The sequence below is a fragment of the Bacteroides luhongzhouii genome, from assembly GCF_009193295.2.
Lineage (GTDB): Bacteria > Bacteroidota > Bacteroidia > Bacteroidales > Bacteroidaceae > Bacteroides > Bacteroides luhongzhouii.
In genome coordinates this window covers 1-17,149 of sequence record NZ_CP059973.1, presented here as the reverse complement: position 1 = coordinate 17,149, position 17,149 = coordinate 1, and the positions used below count along the sequence as shown (strand labels likewise).

General features: G+C 41.2%; 13 protein-coding genes. 6 read left to right on the top strand and 7 right to left on the bottom strand.

Going from position 1 to position 17,149, the window contains the following annotated elements:
• Positions 1–2: 2 nt before the first annotated feature.
• On the top strand, positions 3–911 hold the full coding sequence (locus GD631_RS00065; RefSeq protein ID WP_143257756.1) for a sugar phosphate isomerase/epimerase family protein: 909 nt from the start codon (positions 3–5) through the stop codon (positions 909–911).
• A gap of 92 nt (positions 912–1,003) precedes the next feature.
• Here GD631_RS00065 and GD631_RS00060 read toward each other — a convergent pair whose 3' ends face one another.
• Both GD631_RS00060 and GD631_RS00055 read right to left on the bottom strand, forming a co-directional pair.
• Positions 1,004–1,225 (bottom strand): hypothetical protein, encoded by a 222-nt coding sequence (locus tag GD631_RS00060; protein ID WP_143257757.1) that lies wholly within the window; start codon positions 1,223–1,225, stop codon positions 1,004–1,006.
• Between the two features lie 159 nt (positions 1,226–1,384).
• The gene (locus tag GD631_RS00055; RefSeq protein ID WP_143257759.1) at positions 1,385–3,058 is read right to left on the bottom strand and encodes a long-chain fatty acid--CoA ligase; all 1,674 of its coding nucleotides are present in this window, start codon (positions 3,056–3,058) and stop codon (positions 1,385–1,387) included.
• Between the two features lie 110 nt (positions 3,059–3,168).
• On the opposite strand from GD631_RS00055, the gene mtaB reads away from it, so the two are divergent.
• Genes mtaB through GD631_RS00035 form a run of 4 tightly spaced genes read left to right on the top strand, consistent with a single transcriptional unit; the run spans position 3,169 to position 6,973 of the window.
• Positions 3,169–4,488 carry a tRNA (N(6)-L-threonylcarbamoyladenosine(37)-C(2))-methylthiotransferase MtaB gene (mtaB, locus tag GD631_RS00050; RefSeq protein WP_143257760.1) on the top strand — a complete coding sequence of 440 codons (1,320 nt, stop codon included), beginning with the start codon at positions 3,169–3,171 and terminating at the stop codon, positions 4,486–4,488.
• Between the two features lie 2 nt (positions 4,489–4,490).
• Entirely contained in the window at positions 4,491–5,414 is a 924-nt protein-coding gene (locus GD631_RS00045; RefSeq protein WP_143257761.1) for a lysophospholipid acyltransferase family protein, read from the top strand.
• 2 nt (positions 5,415–5,416) lie between these two features.
• Positions 5,417–6,445: a glycosyltransferase family 2 protein gene (locus tag GD631_RS00040; protein ID WP_143257762.1), complete on the top strand. Its 1,029-nt coding sequence runs from the start codon at positions 5,417–5,419 to the stop codon at positions 6,443–6,445.
• A 3-nt stretch (positions 6,446–6,448) separates the two neighbouring features.
• Positions 6,449–6,973, top strand: a complete 525-nt coding sequence (locus GD631_RS00035; RefSeq protein ID WP_143257763.1) for a methylglyoxal synthase — start codon at positions 6,449–6,451, stop codon at positions 6,971–6,973.
• 406 nt (positions 6,974–7,379) lie between these two features.
• On the opposite strand, the gene folB is transcribed toward GD631_RS00035, so the two are convergent.
• The 4 genes from folB to GD631_RS00015 form a co-directional block, all read right to left on the bottom strand.
• Positions 7,380–7,754, bottom strand: a complete 375-nt coding sequence (folB, locus tag GD631_RS00030) for a dihydroneopterin aldolase (RefSeq protein ID WP_143257764.1) — start codon at positions 7,752–7,754, stop codon at positions 7,380–7,382.
• Positions 7,755–7,776: 22 nt separating this feature from the next.
• Positions 7,777–8,790 (bottom strand): acyltransferase family protein, encoded by a 1,014-nt coding sequence (locus GD631_RS00025; RefSeq protein ID WP_143257765.1) that lies wholly within the window; start codon positions 8,788–8,790, stop codon positions 7,777–7,779.
• Between the two features lie 301 nt (positions 8,791–9,091).
• A complete protein-coding gene (locus tag GD631_RS00020; protein ID WP_143257766.1) occupies positions 9,092–11,773 on the bottom strand; it encodes a 4-alpha-glucanotransferase in 2,682 nt (893 codons plus the stop codon).
• A gap of 131 nt (positions 11,774–11,904) precedes the next feature.
• Positions 11,905–14,448: an adenosylcobalamin-dependent ribonucleoside-diphosphate reductase gene (locus GD631_RS00015; RefSeq protein ID WP_143257767.1), complete on the bottom strand. Its 2,544-nt coding sequence runs from the start codon at positions 14,446–14,448 to the stop codon at positions 11,905–11,907.
• 284 nt (positions 14,449–14,732) lie between these two features.
• Here GD631_RS00015 and GD631_RS00010 point away from each other — a divergent pair, with 284 nt between their 5' ends.
• On the top strand, positions 14,733–15,476 hold the full coding sequence (locus GD631_RS00010) for an NADPH-dependent oxidoreductase (protein ID WP_143257768.1): 744 nt from the start codon (positions 14,733–14,735) through the stop codon (positions 15,474–15,476).
• A gap of 84 nt (positions 15,477–15,560) precedes the next feature.
• Here GD631_RS00010 and dnaA read toward each other — a convergent pair whose 3' ends face one another.
• Positions 15,561–16,973: a chromosomal replication initiator protein DnaA gene (dnaA, locus tag GD631_RS00005; protein WP_143257769.1), complete on the bottom strand. Its 1,413-nt coding sequence runs from the start codon at positions 16,971–16,973 to the stop codon at positions 15,561–15,563.
• Between the last annotated feature and the right edge of the window lie 176 nt (positions 16,974–17,149).

The window sequence follows — 17,149 nt, the reverse complement described above, 5'->3', positions numbered from 1 at the left end:
ATATGAAAACTAGAATTTATATCTGTGCATTGGCTGCTCTTTTCATGATTCCATTGGCAGTAACGGCACAAACTAAGAAAAAAGCTAAGAAAGAAGTAGCTATTCAGCTCTATTCTGTTAGAGATATATTAAACAAGGTAGACAACAAAAATGGTAAGTGTGATCCCGCTTATACTGCTCTTCTGAAAAAATTGGCAAACATGGGATATACCGGTGTTGAAGCAGCCAATTATAACAACGGTAAGTTTTATGACCGTGCTCCCCAACAGTTTAAGAAAGATGTCGAATCGGCAGGATTAAAAGTCTTGTCTTCACATTGTACAAGGCAGTTATCTAAAGAAGAATTGGCTTCCGGTGACTATTCAAAGTCGCTTGAATGGTGGGATCAATGCATTGCCGATCACAAAGCTGCCGGTATGAAATATATTGTAGCTCCGTGGATGGATGTACCTAAGACGCTCAAGGATTTAGAAACGTATTGTGCATATTATAATGAGATAGGCAAGCGTTGCAAACAACAGGGTTTATTGTTTGGATATCATAATCATGCTCATGAATTTCAGAAGGTAGAAGATAAAGTGATGTATGATTATATGTTGGAACATACAAATCCTGAATATGTTTTCTTCCAGATGGACCTTTATTGGGTAGTTCGCGGACAAAACAGTCCTGTCGATTATTTTAATAAATATCCCGGTCGCTTCAAGATATTCCATGTGAAAGATCACAGAGAGATTGGACAAAGTGGAATGGTAGGTTTTGATGCTATCTTTAAGAATGCAAAAACTGCAGGCGTTAATTATCTCGTTGCTGAAATCGAAAAGTATAGTATTCCGGTGGAGGAAAGTGTAGAAGTAAGTCTGGATTATTTGTTGAACGCTCCTTTTGTGAAAAGTTCATACGCTAAATAACGTGTGGCCTGCTAAAATAAAGGCATAAAAAAAAGTCTGTGCATGCTTTCGCATGGCAGACTTTCAATTCTCTCTAGGCTGTTTCTGAATTATTATTCAGCTACAGTTTCAGTTGCAGTGCTATCAGCATTCAAAGAATCTGTTGCTGCGGCTGCTGCTTGTTCAGCTTCAAGAGCTGCTGCTTCTACTGCTGCGATTGAGTCAGCGATACGGATAGAATCTGCAGTTGCTTTTGCTGCGTCAGCTGCTTTGTTACCACATGATGCGAATGATACTGCTACGATAGCTACGGCCATCAAAACTAATTTTTTCATTTTCTTTGCTTTTTAAAAACGTAATACAATCAATTGCTTTATTAAAACGTTGCAAAGGTATGTACTTTTTCAATATGTTGTTCTCGAAATGCCAACTTTTTTTATAATTTTTTTTGTAACTGGCCACTTTTCTCCCTTTTTTATATGTTTTAGAACATGCTAATCGACAGCAATACTGTTATATAAGTACCTTTTTATGCTTCTTTTGGGAGTTTTTTCAAATTCCGTAGGATAGAGTTGGATCCTGCTGATTTTCTCATAAGCGGCTACATTGCTGTTCAGATTCTTAAGATTTTCATCCATGATTGTTTTCAGGTTATCCGGATTATTTAATCCGAGAGAATCCAACGCTTCGTAATCGGCATAAACAAGTGCCACTAATTTTTTATTGCGTTCGATAACAAGACTTTCGAGAATGAAAGGCAGGTTATTCAGTTTGGTTTCCAACTCTTCGGGGAAGATGTTCTGTCCGCTAGAACTTAAGATCATAGTCTTGAGTCGTCCCCGGATGAAAATATTTCCGTTGCTGTCCATGGAACCGAGGTCTCCGGTGCGTAGCCAGCCATCCTGTGTGAATACTTCCTGCGTTGCTTTTTGGTTCTTGTAGTAGCCTACCATCACATTCTCTCCCCGAACTTGGATTTCTCCAGTTTCTGCTTCCGGGGTTTCCTTATAGATACGCGCTTCCATTATATCCAGAATCTTTCCGGAGGAGCCTGGTACAAATTCATCCCAAGGAGCATAGCTGATAAGCGGACCACATTCCGTCATTCCATAACCGATAGTAAAAGGAAATTTGATTTTGTAGAAGAATTCTTCTACTTCCTTGTCCATAGCGGCGCCACCGATAATGATCTCTTTAAACCGTCCTCCTAATGCATCAATCAGTCTTTTACGTATCTGGTTGTAGATTTGGGTGTCGAGCAGAGGAATATTGAGTGCCCACTTCATACCTTTTTTATTAATGAGTGGCTGGATAATATTCTTATATATCTTTTCAATCACTAGCGGGACGGTAATAATAAGGTTAGGTTTCACTTCTTCAAAAGCCTTCATTATGATTTTAGGAGAAGGCGTTTTTCCAAGCAAAGTGACATGGGTGCCAACAGCGGTTGCTGTCAGAAAGTCAAATGCGCAACCGTATGCGTGGGCGAGGGGAAGGAAAGACAGCACTTTATCCCCTTTTTTAAGGAGTTCGGTACGAATACCGAAAGTGACATTGCCGGCAAGATTGTTTCCTGTCAGCATCACACCCTTACTGAAACCGGTGGTTCCGGAAGTGTAATTTAACAGCATCACTTTGTCATTGGATAAAGTGGTATACTGAACATCTTCACGGGTAAATCCTTTCGGATACAAAGTATGCATCTCTTTATCGGTATTTTTCAGAAACTTCTGTATGGTTTCTCCGTCACGTTGATAAAGGCACCGAAAATCAGTCAATGAGAATACTCCCCGTAATCCTGTTAATTTCTCCTCTTCCAGATTTTCCCAAATGCTGTCGCTGGTGAACAGAAATACAGATTCGGAATGATTGACGATATGATGAACGTCATTAGGCGTAAAATCTTGAAGGATAGGGACAATGATCGCTCCATATGTGATAGTTGCCATATAGGCGATGCACCAGTGAGCGTTATTTTTGCCGATAACTGAAATCTTATCTCCTCTGCGAAGGCTACAATGTTTGAATAACAGATGTAAACGGGCGATTTTTTCAGCTACCTCACCATATGTGTATTGGGTATCTTCTCCATAATCAGTGTAACAAGGCAGATCCCAATTCTCACGAAAACTATTTTCGTATAGTTTAATGAAATTCTCTTTAATCATTGCACGTTTTTTAGTGAATTGTGCAAAAATAGGAATAAACTTTCGTATCCTAAAGTGTTTTACTAATAATAATATGTAACTTTGCAAAGTTAATGTGTTTATAACAGCTTATGATAGATACCACTGTATTTCAAAATAAGACAGCCGTTTATTATACTTTAGGCTGCAAATTAAATTTTTCAGAGACTTCAACTATCGGTAAAATCCTGCGTGAGGCAGGAGTCCGGACTGTGCGCAAAGGAGAGAAAGCAGATATCTGTGTGGTAAATACTTGTTCGGTGACGGAGATGGCAGATAAGAAATGCCGGCAAGCCATTCATCGCCTGGTAAAGCAGCATCCCGGTGCTTTTGTGGTAGTGACCGGATGTTATGCGCAATTGAAGCCCGGTGACGTGGCAAAGATAGATGGAGTAGATGTAGTGCTGGGAGCGGAACAGAAGGGAGAGTTACTTCAATATCTGGGTGACCTCCAAAAGCATGAAAAAGGAGAGGCTATCACTACTACAACCAAAGATATCCGTTCGTTTTCTCCCTCGTGTTCACGGGGAGATCGTACCCGTTTCTTCTTGAAGGTGCAGGATGGATGTGATTACTTCTGTTCATATTGCACGATTCCTTTTGCCCGCGGGCGAAGTCGTAACGGAACTATTGCTTCCATGGTTGAGCAGGCCCGGCAGGCAGCTGCTGAAGGTGGAAAAGAAATCGTTCTGACCGGAGTGAATATCGGAGATTTTGGTAAAACAACAGGAGAGAGTTTCTTTGATCTGGTAAAAGCATTGGATCAGGTAGAGGGAATCGAACGTTATCGTATCTCTTCCATAGAACCCAATCTGTTGACTGATGAGATTATCGAATTTGTGTCTCACTCCCGCAGTTTTATGCCTCATTTTCATATCCCTTTGCAATCCGGTTGCGATGAGGTATTGCAGTTAATGCGCCGTCGTTATGACACTGCTCTTTTTGCTTCGAAAGTAAAGAAGATAAAAGAGGTGATGCCGGATGCTTTTATCGGAGTGGACGTGATTGTGGGAACCCGTGGAGAAACGCCCGAATATTTTGAACAGGCTTATCAGTTTATAGATGGTCTGGATGTGACCCAGTTGCATGTGTTTAGCTATTCCGAACGTCCTGGAACGCAAGCCTTAAAAATAGAATATGTAGTTTCCCCGGAAGAGAAGCATCAGCGTAGTCAACGTCTGTTGACACTGTCGGATCAAAAGACACAGGCTTTTTATGCACGTCATATTGGGCAGACAATGCCGGTGCTGATGGAAAAATCGAAAGCTGGTGCTCCGATGCATGGATTTACGGAGAATTATATTCGTGTAGAGGTGGAAAGTGATGACTCGCTGGATAACCAGGTGGTTAATGTATGTTTGGGAGATTTTAATGAGGAGATGACAGCACTTAAAGGTACAATTTTGATATAAATATGAGATCAAAACTTATCTATTGGTTGGTATACAGTGGAATGTGGCTGTTTTCGGCTCTTCCGTTCCGGATTTTATATATGCTTTCGGATTTTAATTATCTGTTGATGTATCATGTTGGAAAATATCGTCGGAAAGTAGTTCGGGGAAATCTATTAAGATCATTTCCGGAAAAAACTGATGCGGAGAGATTACAGATAGAACGCAAGTTTTATCGCTATTTGTCGGATTATATGCTTGAGGATTTGAAATTGTTGCATATGTCTGCCGAAGAACTTTGTGAGAGAATGACTTATAGGAATACGGAACAATATCTTGAACTGACTGAAAAGTATGGAGGTATTATAGTAATGATTCCTCATTATGCCAATTACGAGTGGCTGATAGGGATGGGAGCAATCATGAAACCGGGGGATGTTCCTGTGCAGGTTTATAAACCGTTGAGAGATAAATATCTGGATGAGTTGTTTAAACGTATTCGTTCTCGTTTTGGGGGGTATAATATTCCGAAACATTCTACAGCACGTGAAATTATAAAGCTCAAACATGATGGAAAAAAGATGGTAGTCGGTTTGATTACTGATCAGTGGCCTAGTGGATATGATAAATATTGGACTACCTTTTTAGGACAGGAAACCGGTTTTCTGAATGGTGCGGAACGTATTGCCAAAATGATGAATTTTCCTGTTTTTTATTGTGAGCTTAGTAAAGAGCGTAGAGGATATTGTGAGGCGGAGTTCAAGTTAATGACGGAAACACCAAAAGAAACAAGAGAAGGAGAAATCACGGAAATGTTTGCTCATAGATTAGAACAGACGATTCGTAAAGAACCGGCATATTGGTTGTGGTCTCATAAACGCTGGAAAATGACTCGTGAGGAAGCTGACCGATTAGAAGAGAAAGAATTGAACAAGAAGAAGGAATAACAATGAAAGTTTCAGTTGTAATTTTAAATTGGAACGGATGTGATATGCTCCGTACTTTTCTTCCGTCCGTCGTCCGGTATTCGGAAGGGGAGGGGATCGAGGTCTGCGTGGCTGACAATGGTTCTACAGACGCTTCCGTTACCTTGCTTCAACAGGAATTTCCTTCTGTCAGAACGATTGTGCTTGACCAAAATTATGGCTTTGCCGATGGATATAATTTGGCATTGCAGCAGGTTGACGCAGAATATGTAGTTCTTTTGAATTCGGATGTCGAGGTGACGGAGCATTGGCTGGAACCAATGATTGCTTATCTTGATAAGCATCCGGAAGTGGCTGCTTGTCAGCCGAAGATACGAAGCCAGCGGCAAAAAGAATATTTCGAATATGCCGGGGCGGCTGGTGGCTTTATTGATAAATACGGTTATCCTTTTTGTAGGGGGCGTATAATGGGAGTTGTGGAGAAAGACGAAGGCCAATATGATACGGTGATTCCTGTTTTCTGGGCAACGGGGGCAGCGCTGTTTATCCGGCGCGCTGATTATGTGAATGTCGGAGGATTGGATGGACGTTTCTTTGCTCACATGGAAGAAATAGATTTGTGCTGGCGACTCCGTTCGCGGAATCGTGAGATTGTCTGTGTACCTCAAAGTATTGTCTATCATGTGGGGGGAGCTACTCTTAAAAAAGAGAATTCTCATAAGACTTTTCTTAATTTCCGTAATAATCTTGTCATGCTCTATAAGAATCTTCCACAGGAGGAGTTAAATAAAGTGATGCGTATCCGGACCTGTCTCGATTATGTGGCGGCGTTTAATTTCTTGTTGCAAGGACACTGGGATAATGCTCGTGCTGTGATATGTGCGCGAAAAGAGTATAAACGATTATGTCCGTCGTTTTCTTTATCCCGTGAAGAGAATATGAGAAAAAAAACTTTGAATCCGATACCTGAACGGACAAAAAGTAGTATCTTGTGGCAGTTTTATGCGAGAGGATGCAAACGATTCTCTCAATTGTCGGATTTAAAAGGATAGCAAATGAAATCAAAGGTTAGAAGAGGCATCGGGCTGGTAGCGCATGATGCAATGAAAAAAGACCTCATCGAATGGGTACTGTGGAACTCGGAACTGTTGATGGGTAATAAATTCTACTGTACAGGTACTACGGGTACTTTGATATTGGAAGCATTGAAGGAGAAACATCCTGATGAAGAGTGGGATTTTACGATTTTAAAATCAGGTCCGTTAGGTGGTGACCAACAGATGGGATCACGTATTGTGGATGGGCAGATTGATTATCTCTTTTTCTTCACGGACCCCATGACACTGCAACCGCACGATACGGATGTGAAAGCATTAACCCGTTTGGCCGGTGTAGAAAATATAGTTTTCTGTTGTAACCGTTCTACGGCGGATCATATTATTTCCAGTCCGTTATTTATGGATCCTGATTACGAACGTATTCATCCGGACTATTCCGGCTATACGAAACGTTTCCAGAATAAACCTGTGGTGACGGAAGCAGTAGAATCGGTAAATAGAAGAAAAAAGAAGAGAAAATAAGTCGGTTCGGAGTGTAAATAATAGAAGCGGATTACCTACTATTTAATAAGATAACTCAGATAATACAGATTAAAATTGTATTATCTGTGTTGTTTATAAGGCATTATACCCTATTTATACTCAACTGGAAATAATGGATCAATTGAGAAAAGTTGTTGGTGAATTCCCTTTATAAAATAGTGACGCTATCCAGTAAGGATAGTGACGGTATATGACAACGATAGCGTCACTATCCTTACTGGATAGCGTCACTATCTTTTCTACTTCAATTAGGAAGTTTGCGTTTGTATATTGTGTATGCCAACACCAGTCCCACTTGATCCAAAATAATGGCAAGGGGAGTTCTTGCAAGTGATTTTAATCTGTATTCCACTAGTTTACGTCATTTCATTAATAGAGCAATATATCATTCATCTCTGCTGCATTGCAGTTCAATTCCTGCTGACTCTATATCTGCTCCCATTGGCGGATTCCGTTTGGAAAGCCGGAGTTCTATTTTCTCAATGCAAGGGAATTGGTCGAAGAGCTTTTCTATAATCCGTCTGCTGACATGCTCCAGTAACTTTGACGGAATAGCCATTTCATTTTTTATCACCTGATGTACTTCGGCATAGTTAACAGTGTCGGTAACCTCATCTGTCCGGGCAGCTTTGCTGATATCTACTTTCAGTTTCAGGTCAATGATATATTCATTCCCGATCAGATTTTCTTGCGGTGCGACTCCATGATAGGCGTAACAACGAATTTCCTTCAAAAGAATATAGCTACTGTTTATCTTCATATACTGTCTTTTTAGTATGATCTTATTTGACTTTTAACAGGTCTTTCTGTGCAACCATTTGTGGAATCACTTTAAGAAAGATAGGGGTGAGCAAAAGGCAGATGCTTAATGTTATAAGCAGAAGTGTGCTTGCCTGTGCCCAACTATTGTGAATATAACGGCTGACTAATGGACCTAAAAAATGAAGTATCGGTCCATGCATACTCAAGGTGATGATTGAATATCGTCCCAAGTAAGAAACAACCTTTATTTTCTTCACTTTTTTGCAAAGTAACATAATCATAAATATTCCTGCAAATGCTGCGATATATACTTGAAAAATATTTCCCGCATAATTGTTAGTACGCATACCCAATGTAGTAGCGGTGAAGTACATTACCACCAGTGCCAATGCAACAAAAAACGGTATCAGTTTGTCGAAACGATGGCTGGGATATAGAAAGAAATTATACCGTCGGATCCAGAAACCGGCCACATAGAAGGGTAGTGCAGTCATGGAAACGTCTATATACAGAGGCAACTCTATCTGTAACTTTCCGAGATAAAATCCTACGCAACCAATCAGGATTGTCACAGCGAACATGACAAGCAGATGCTTTTCGCGTAGAAAGTGAATTAGATAAAACAGGATGTTGCAATTGAATAATGCAAGTAGAAACCAGATTGGCGGATTGAACTTGATAAGGTCATGTCCATGAAACACTACCAGAAGCTCATTCCATGACACAGGCAGTTGAAACACTCCCGGAGCAATCTTCCAAACAATGTATTTCATTAGAAACGCACTTAGATAGAAGAAAAGGAAAGGAATAATCAATTTGTTTATTTTTCGCAGGATGAATCCGAACAGGCCTTCATATGATTTGAAAAACACTCCTGAGATAAAGAAGTAAAGAGGCATGCGGAAACAGGATAACATAGAATTCGTATCCAGTTGTTCGAAGGCTCCTCCAACGTGTGCTATTACCACAAGGATGATGCAGACTCCTTTGGTTAAGTCCACGAAATCAATACGTCTGCTTTGGTTGCCTTCCATTATCTCTTTTAATTTCTCTTTTTCGGCGCAAAGATACTTTATAAATCGGAATAAAAAGAGGAACATTGAAAAAATAAACGAATGATGCGAAAAGCGAAAAAGTATGATATATAGTAATGATATTATTGCGAAAAAACAGTTGACTATGTTTTGAAACTCCTTATTTTATCTCTGTTAGCAATATATCCTTGAAAAACGAATGACGCGGATCACGTAGATTTCTTGAGTTTTTAATCTAGTGTTATCCGCGTCGGTAGTGTCCGGAAAATATCCTTTTTGAAAGTTACTTGTATCTTTTATTCTATTTATTCGGATCTCTTCCTGTGTATTTAATCAGTTCACCAATCTTATCATTAAGTGTTTTTGCTTTCATCAACTGTTCCAGAGTGAGATGCATCCGGTATCTCCAGTAGTTTCGCGGATTGGACGGAACGTTAATTCGTTCTTCCGCCACATTCGGGTTTCTCCATTTCTCGTCTATCGATAACCAGTCTTGGAAAGACAAGATACAGAGAATGGAATTACTGTTGAGATGATTGCGTACGATTTCCTCGCACAACTCCGGGGTGGCAGTTGTCGGTGCGACTCCATAATGTCCTAACGTTGCATTATAGTAACGTTGTGTCTGTTGATAATCTTCTTCCCACCAGCCACGCAACGTAGACATATCGTGAGTGGAGATTGTGCAGACAGACCGATACGGATACTCATTTAAATGCCCGAATTCATACATCGGATTTTTAGGCATTCGCTGAATTTCCAGACTAAGAATACGGAGATCATTCATCACTGACGACACACAAGCGGGAATCATCCCCAAATCTTCTCCACAAACTAACATGCGGGTTGATTGTGTCAGTTGAGGTAACTTTTTCATGGCCTGTTGATACCAGAATTCATTGTGCCGATGATAATAATATTGATCGTATAGTTTGTTAAACGCATATTTCTCTTCTTCGTTCAGCGACCGAAATACGAAATCCCGTTGTACACCGATGCGCGGATGGTATTTACCTTCCTCTTTCTTATCCGCAACAAATAAGACGTTACTGATTAATGAATAAAGCCCTTCCCGAATCCACACACTATCTTCATCATTTCTACCGGCAAAGAACTGTTCTACCTCCCGTTGTGTTTCGAATCCCGGTTTCATTCGATAAAGTCCGGAGGCATCAACCGGTTCAAGGAAATCCTGTTTGACTAAATTGGTATGCGGTCCGAATAACTGTCCGAGGAAAGACTCATGAATGAATGGTAGCAGATATTCATCGCGGAACGTTAGACCATAACTTTCGATTTCTTCCCGGCTCATCGGCAAAGAAGGATCAAACTGACCTAACAATCCGTGTACAGCGTGCATTGGTATTTCCCAAATACGGAAGAAACCGAGGATATGATCGATCCGGTAAGCATCGAAGTATTCCGCCATTTTCTGAAAACGCTTCATCCACCAGCGGTATCCGTCTTTTTCCATGACATCCCAGTTGTACGTGGGGAATCCCCAATTTTGCCCGTTGATCGAGAAATCGTCGGGCGGAGCACCCGCTTGTCCGTCGAGGTTGAAGTAATGAGGTTCTGTCCAGGCTTCCACGCTGTTGCGGCTGATGCCAATCGGAATATCCCCCTTTAACACGACCCCGTGTTGGCGGGCATATTCAGTCGCAGACAGCAATTGCAGGTGCAGATGATACTGGATATAATAGTACAACGAGATGTGAGGATAGTCTGCCGTTCCCGGTTGGCACATTTTTTCTATATCTTCCGCTTGGTAAACAGAGTGTCGTGGCCATTTGCGGAAATTGGGCGTTTTGTAGGCATCGCGCAGATAACTAAAGACTGCATAAGGTTGCAGCCATTCCTTGTTCGTTTCAAAGAAATCTTTGAAACCTTTGGAAGCCAATACCTTTTCTCCTTCCTGACGGAACAGTAAGTTGAAAAACTCCCATTTAGTTTGGTTGACCGCTTCGTAGTCAATAGCAGGGAGGCTGTTCAGCTCTTTTTGCTTCTTGCTGAATTTTGATGCCGCTTCTTTATCTTTCAGAGTTCCCATTTGCCTGATATCCGCATACATCGGATGGAAAGCATAAATAGAAATACTGTTATAAGGATAAGAGTCCGTCCATGCATGTGTCATGGTGGTGTCGTTGACCGGTAAAATCTGAATAATTTTCTGGCGAGTGCTTACTGCCCAGTCGACCATACGTTTCAAGTCACCAAAATCACCTACTCCGAAGCTTTTCTCTGATTTTAAAGAAAATACGGGTATAGCGATTCCTGCCCCTTTCCATGCGGGAACATCGAAATAAACATATCGGTCGGAAATCACGAGTGTTTCGTTGGTCTTCAGTTCCGGGGCTGCCAAATAGCGGTTAGGGTTTTTCTCCCAGCAATCCGCTTTCTTTTCCTGTTTGTTGTAGAGGATGAATTTATATTCCAGCGGATATTTTAGTTTGCTGGCATCCAGCTCTATCTGCCATTCCGGAAAATTGGTATCACTCATCAGCACCGCTTTCTCTGGGTCCCAGTGACCTAATGATTTCTGGTTGCCACAAATTGCCAGGCAATAATCTTTGTTGATACGTGGGGCGTAGGCCTTGATAACCAATCCCTTCTTATAACTTTGCGGGATATTCTCTTTTTCAGGATGTGCCAGTAAGGCTTCTGTAAAAGCAGAACTATAAAGATACAGTTGTTCCGGAATATTTTTCCAGCAATCATTGATTCTGTATATCTTCCTGGAACTGCCTGATAAGAAAATAGATCTCGGAAAACTGTCCCATTCCTTGCGGATAATTATTCCGTTTTGTTCTATCTGATAGCTATAATTGATGGTCATCCCTTCTTGGGGGACTTCAAGTTCAAGTTCTGCCGTCCAATAGATACCATCGGTGGTGTGTAAAGGGATTGATTCCGGGAATAAGCCGGAAATCCTTACTTCTTCTCCCCAATTGGTGCGGTATTCAATATTAAATGATAGAATCATATATATTAGATTTTGATTGTATATGTAAGACACTGCAAGTATAAGACATTTTTTTGAATAAAAAATAAAAGGAGCCGCACCGGACTCCTTTTAATCTTTTGTTTATATATTAATTAACATACGTAGGACTATTATCCACATCTGGAAGCGCCGCAAGTAGTACAAATCAGACAGCCTTCCTGATAAACCAATGTCTCGTTGCCACAGTTCGGGCACTTCTTGCCTTTGGCTTCTGTTCCATCCTGAATATACTTCTTCAATGCACGTTCTACACCGTTTTTCCAAGTGTTGATACTTTCACTGTTCAATTGTAGAGAGCCAACCAGTTTGATAACCTGTTCAATCGGCATCCGGTAACGAAGCACGCCGGAAATCAATTTTGCATAGTTCCAGTATTCCTTGTTGAACTTCTCTGACAATCCTTCAATGGTCGTCTTATATCCGCGTTTGTTCTCGAATTGGAAGTCGTAACGTTTGGTGCCGTCTTCATCTACATTTTTGATGATACGTCCGCAAGTTACGCTCTTAGGCAGCAAGATACCTTCGTCATCATCTTGCAAACCTGTGAATATTTCATAAGGGTGTCCGTCTAATAATCCGACAAAAGCTACCCATTTTTCCTTGTTGTTCTGAAAACGGACAACGTCTGCTTCCAGTATTTTCGGACGTACCTCTACAACCGTAGGTGGTTTGCAAGGAGGAAGCCCTTCTTTCTTGTCTTTATCCGATTTCGTAGAAATCAGCACTCCGGAGCGTGAACCGTCACGATATACGGTACAACCTTTACAACCGGATTTCCATGCTTCTACATACAGACGGTTTACTAAATCCTCGTCCACATCGTTCGGCAGATTGATGGTTACGCTGATAGAATGGTCTACCCATTTCTGGATTCTTCCCTGCATCTTTACTTTCATCAACCAGTCGACATCATTAGAAGTCGCTTTGTAATAAGGAGATTTGGCAACCAGTTCGTCAATCTCTTCTTGGGTGTAACGTCTGGCCGGATCATATCCGTTAGCTTCCATCCAAGTAACAAATTTATGATGGAATACGATGTATTCTTCAAATGCGTCCCCTGTTTCGTCTACAAAGTCTACATGTACATTCGTATCGTTCGGGTTCACCTTTCTTCTGCGTTTGTAAACAGGCAGGAATACAGGCTCGATACCCGAAGTGGTCTGCGTCATTAAACTAGTCGTTCCGGTTGGAGCAATCGTCAGACAGGCAATGTTACGGCGACCGTATTTTTTCATATCCTCATACAGTTTCGGGTCGGCTGCTGCCAGGCGTTGGATGAACGGATTGTTCTGTTCACGTTCGCTATTATATATTTCGAAGGCTCCGCGTTCTTTGGCCATTTCCACTGAAGAACGATAGGCGCCGAGAGCTACTGTCTTGTGTACTTTTTCAGAGAATTCCGTTGCTTCTTCCGTTCCGTAACGTAATCCTAAAGCAGCAAGCATATCACCTTCTGCGGTGATACCTACGCCGGTGCGACGACCTTGTCCGCTTTTCTTGTAGATTTTCTCCCAAAGTGCACGTTCCGCATGTTTTACTTCTTCGTTTTCCGGATCTTCGTCAATCTTGGTCATGATACGTTCGATCTTCTCTAGTTCGAGGTCGATAATATCGTCCATGATCCGTTGAGCGAGAGCCACGTGTTTTTGGAACAGGTCGAAATCAAAATAAGCATCCGGTTTGAACGGATTTACCACATAAGAATATAGATTGATAGCCAATAAGCGGCAGGAATCGTAAGGACATAGAGGAATTTCTCCGCATGGGTTGGTAGATACCGTTCTGTAACCCAGGTCTGCGTAGCAATCAGGCACAGATTCACGGATAATCGTATCCCAGAACAAAACACCCGGTTCTGCCGATTTCCATGCATTGTGAACGATTTTCTTCCACAATGTAGAAGCATCGACTTCCTTGGTGAATGTAGGTTTGGCAGAGTCGATAGGGTATTGTTGTACATACGGCTTTTCGTCTACGGCAGCCTGCATGAAAGCGTCGTCCAACTTGACAGAAACGTTTGCTCCGGTCACTTTACCTTCGGTCATCTTGGCATCAATGAATGCTTCCGAATCCGGATGCTTGATAGACACGCTCAACATCAATGCACCGCGACGGCCGTCCTGAGCTACTTCACGAGTGGAATTCGAATAGCGTTCCATGAATGGAACAAGACCGGTTGAAGTCAACGCCGAGTTTTTAACGGGAGAACCTTTTGGGCGGATGTGTGATAAGTCATGGCCTACTCCACCGCGTCTTTTCATTAGTTGTACCTGTTCTTCGTCGATTTTGATGATAGCGCCATAAGAGTCGGCTGCGCCGTCCACTCCGATAACGAAGCAGTTGGATAGTGAAGCGACTTGGTAGTCGTTACCGATTCCTGTCATCGGGCTACCTTGGGGGACGATGTACTTGAAGTGATCTAGTAAATCATACAGTTCTTTTGCTGTCAACGCATTCGGATACTTCGATTCTACGCGTGCCACTTCATTTGCAATTCTCCAATGCATGTCTTCCGGGGATTTTTCATAGATATTACCGAAAGAATCCTTTACTGCGTATTTGTTTACCCAAACCCTTGCAGCAAGCTCGTCGCCTTGAAAATATCGTAAAGATTCTTCATAGGCTTCCTCGTAAGAATAAATCTGTTTTTCCACGACTCAATTTGTGTTAAATCTCGTTTTTAATAAGTAATGTGTAGAAGTTTACTTATCGTTAACAAATGTAGGCGCAAAGCTAAGAATGTTTTTTCATCTATCAAAATAAAAATGAAATAATTTATTAACAGGTTGCAAGTTTACCATTTGTTTATGCTAAGTATTTGATAAACAGTTAAATTTGGATTTTGTTCAAAGGTTAAAGTTCTCCAAAAAGAAAACTATTCTAATCAACTAGTGTGGTGGAATATTTTTTTCTTTTTATATCTTTGCAAAAAAAAGATATGTTTGAAACCGTAAAGAACAGAAGAACTATCCGGAAATATCTACCTAAAGATATAAATCCGAGTTTGTTAAATGATTTGCTTGAAACCTCTTTCCGTGCTTCTACGATGGGTGGGATGCAACTTTATAGTGTGATTGTGACCCGTGATGCGGAAATGAAGGAGAAACTTTCGCCTGCTCATTTCAATCAGCCGATGGTAAAAAATGCACCGGTCGTATTGACTTTTTGTGCTGATTTCCGTCGATTCAGCAAATGGTGTGAACAGCGGAAAGCTGTGCCGGGCTACGATAATTTAATGTCTTTTATGAATGCGTCTATGGATACTTTGCTTGTTGCGCAGACTTTTTGTACGCTGGCGGAAGAAGTAGGACTCGGCATTTGTTATTTGGGAACTACCACTTATAATCCACAAATGATTATCGACACCCTCCAGCTCCCCGAACTGGTATTCCCTCTCACCACAATAACGGTAGGCTATCCGGATGGTATTCCCGCACAAGTAGATCGTTTGCCTTTGGAAGCTGTCGTGCACGATGAAAAATATCACGACTATACACCGGAAGAAATAGATAAACTCTATGCCTACAAAGAATCATTGCCGGAAAACAAGCAGTTTATCGAAGAAAATAAAAAAGAAACATTGGCTCAGGTCTTTACGGACGTGCGTTATACAAAAAAAGATAACGAATTTATGTCCGAAAATCTGTTGAAAGTACTTAGCCAGCAAGGATTCTTGAAATAAGTGTTAAATAAGTGTTAAGTATTATCCATGCAGATAAGCTTTATTATGCGGTTTCGCATAGCTACGGTAATACTTAATACTTATTTAGTTTCTCTTCTTCAGTAACGATTCTATTTCCTTTACTTCTGCATGAAAGCTTTTGTCCACTTCCAATTGTCCTTTTACGGTTTTGCAGGCGTGAAGTACCGTTGCATGGTCTTTGTTACCGATAAACTTACCTATCTTAGAAGTTGAAAAGTCTGTGTGGTTTTTAGCCAGATACATGGCGATCTGTCGTGCTTGAACGACTTCCCTTTTTCTGGATTTTGTATGTATGGCAGACGGTTCCAGATCGAAATGTTTGCATACCACTTTGAGAATATCATCGATGGTAACAGCTTTTGTTTCGTTATGAACCACGCCGTGCACAATGTGTTGTGCCAAATCCATATCTATTTCCTTATTGAAAATAGTGGAACGAGCCATGATGGCAATGACGATACCTTCCAGATCGCGTACACTTTCATTCACATTTTCGGCAATATAATCGATCACTTCCGGTGGGAATTGTAACCCGTCGCGGTGTATCTTGTTGCGTAGAATGTTTTTGCGAAGTTCTACCGTCGGCTTCTCAAGCTCGGCTACCATTCCCCATTTGAAACGGGTCAAGAGACGTTCTTCGATACCTTGCAACAATACAGGAGCGCGGTCTGAAGTTAATATGAGCTGTTTGCCATTCTGGTGTAAATGATTGAAGATATGGAAGAAGTTGTTTTGCGTCTTGGTGACTCCGGCAAATTCCTGAATATCATCAATGATTAATACATCGATCGTCTGGTAAAAGTTGATAAAGTCGTTGGTCGTGTTATTACGTACTGAATCCGTATATTGCACTTGGAACAAATGTGCCGAAACGTACAATACTCTTTTTTCAGGATAAATCTCTTTGATTTTCGTACCTATTGCGTTTGCCAGGTGCGTCTTTCCTACTCCGGATGCTCCATAAAGGAATAACGGGTTGAAAGCAGTCCCTCCCGGTTTTTGCGCTACGGCTTCCGCCACACTTCTTGAAAGTTTATTGCTGTATCCTTCAATGAAGTTCTCAAAATTATAATTGGGATTCAAATGCGGGTCCAAATCCTGAACGGCAGGAGCCTGTAGGAAGCTGGGAGCTTTGTTTCCTCCGATTATGCTTTTGGGAGTAACAGCCGTAGAACGATTGCTTGCTTCGAGATTCACGGTTTGATTCGGAATCGAAGTTTTGTCCACCATGACATTGTACATCAACTTGGTGCCTTCGCCAATGACCTTATATAATGTCTTACGTATAAGATCTACGAACCTCTCTTCCAGGATTTCATAGAAAAACTGGCTCGGGATCTGTAAGATCAACGTTTTGTCCTCATATTTCAATGGAACAATAGGGGCAAACCAAGTATTATATGTCGTCTCGGGAACATTGTCTTTAATTACGTCGAGACAGCGGTTCCAAAGTACGACATGATTTGATTCAATCATAGTAACTTTTAATACATTTATTAATTAAGCAAAACTTCTACGTTTGCAAAATTGGGAATCTTATTCGGAAAAAACAAATCTTTTTTTTCTTGTTTTTTTCATGCGAACAATAATGTGTTTACTTTCAATGACTTATGCGTTTGTTGTCGGATACACTCTGTTTTCCCTCTCTTGCG

Excerpts from the sequence above, each read along its gene's own strand:
- GD631_RS00065 (WP_143257756.1), top strand. The coding sequence starts at position 3 with ATGAAAACTAGAATTTATATCTGTGCATTGGCTGCTCTTTTCATGATT.
- GD631_RS00060 (WP_143257757.1), bottom strand. The coding sequence starts at position 1,225 with ATGAAAAAATTAGTTTTGATGGCCGTAGCTATCGTAGCAGTATCATTC.
- GD631_RS00055 (WP_143257759.1), bottom strand. The coding sequence starts at position 3,058 with ATGATTAAAGAGAATTTCATTAAACTATACGAAAATAGTTTTCGTGAG.
- mtaB (WP_143257760.1), top strand. The coding sequence starts at position 3,169 with ATGATAGATACCACTGTATTTCAAAATAAGACAGCCGTTTATTATACT.
- GD631_RS00045 (WP_143257761.1), top strand. The coding sequence starts at position 4,491 with ATGAGATCAAAACTTATCTATTGGTTGGTATACAGTGGAATGTGGCTG.
- GD631_RS00040 (WP_143257762.1), top strand. The coding sequence starts at position 5,417 with ATGAAAGTTTCAGTTGTAATTTTAAATTGGAACGGATGTGATATGCTC.
- GD631_RS00035 (WP_143257763.1), top strand. The coding sequence starts at position 6,449 with ATGAAATCAAAGGTTAGAAGAGGCATCGGGCTGGTAGCGCATGATGCA.
- folB (WP_143257764.1), bottom strand. The coding sequence starts at position 7,754 with ATGAAGATAAACAGTAGCTATATTCTTTTGAAGGAAATTCGTTGTTAC.
- GD631_RS00025 (WP_143257765.1), bottom strand. The coding sequence starts at position 8,790 with ATGGAAGGCAACCAAAGCAGACGTATTGATTTCGTGGACTTAACCAAA.
- GD631_RS00020 (WP_143257766.1), bottom strand. The coding sequence starts at position 11,773 with ATGATTCTATCATTTAATATTGAATACCGCACCAATTGGGGAGAAGAA.
- GD631_RS00010 (WP_143257768.1), top strand. The coding sequence starts at position 14,733 with ATGTTTGAAACCGTAAAGAACAGAAGAACTATCCGGAAATATCTACCT.
- dnaA (WP_143257769.1), bottom strand. The coding sequence starts at position 16,973 with ATGATTGAATCAAATCATGTCGTACTTTGGAACCGCTGTCTCGACGTA.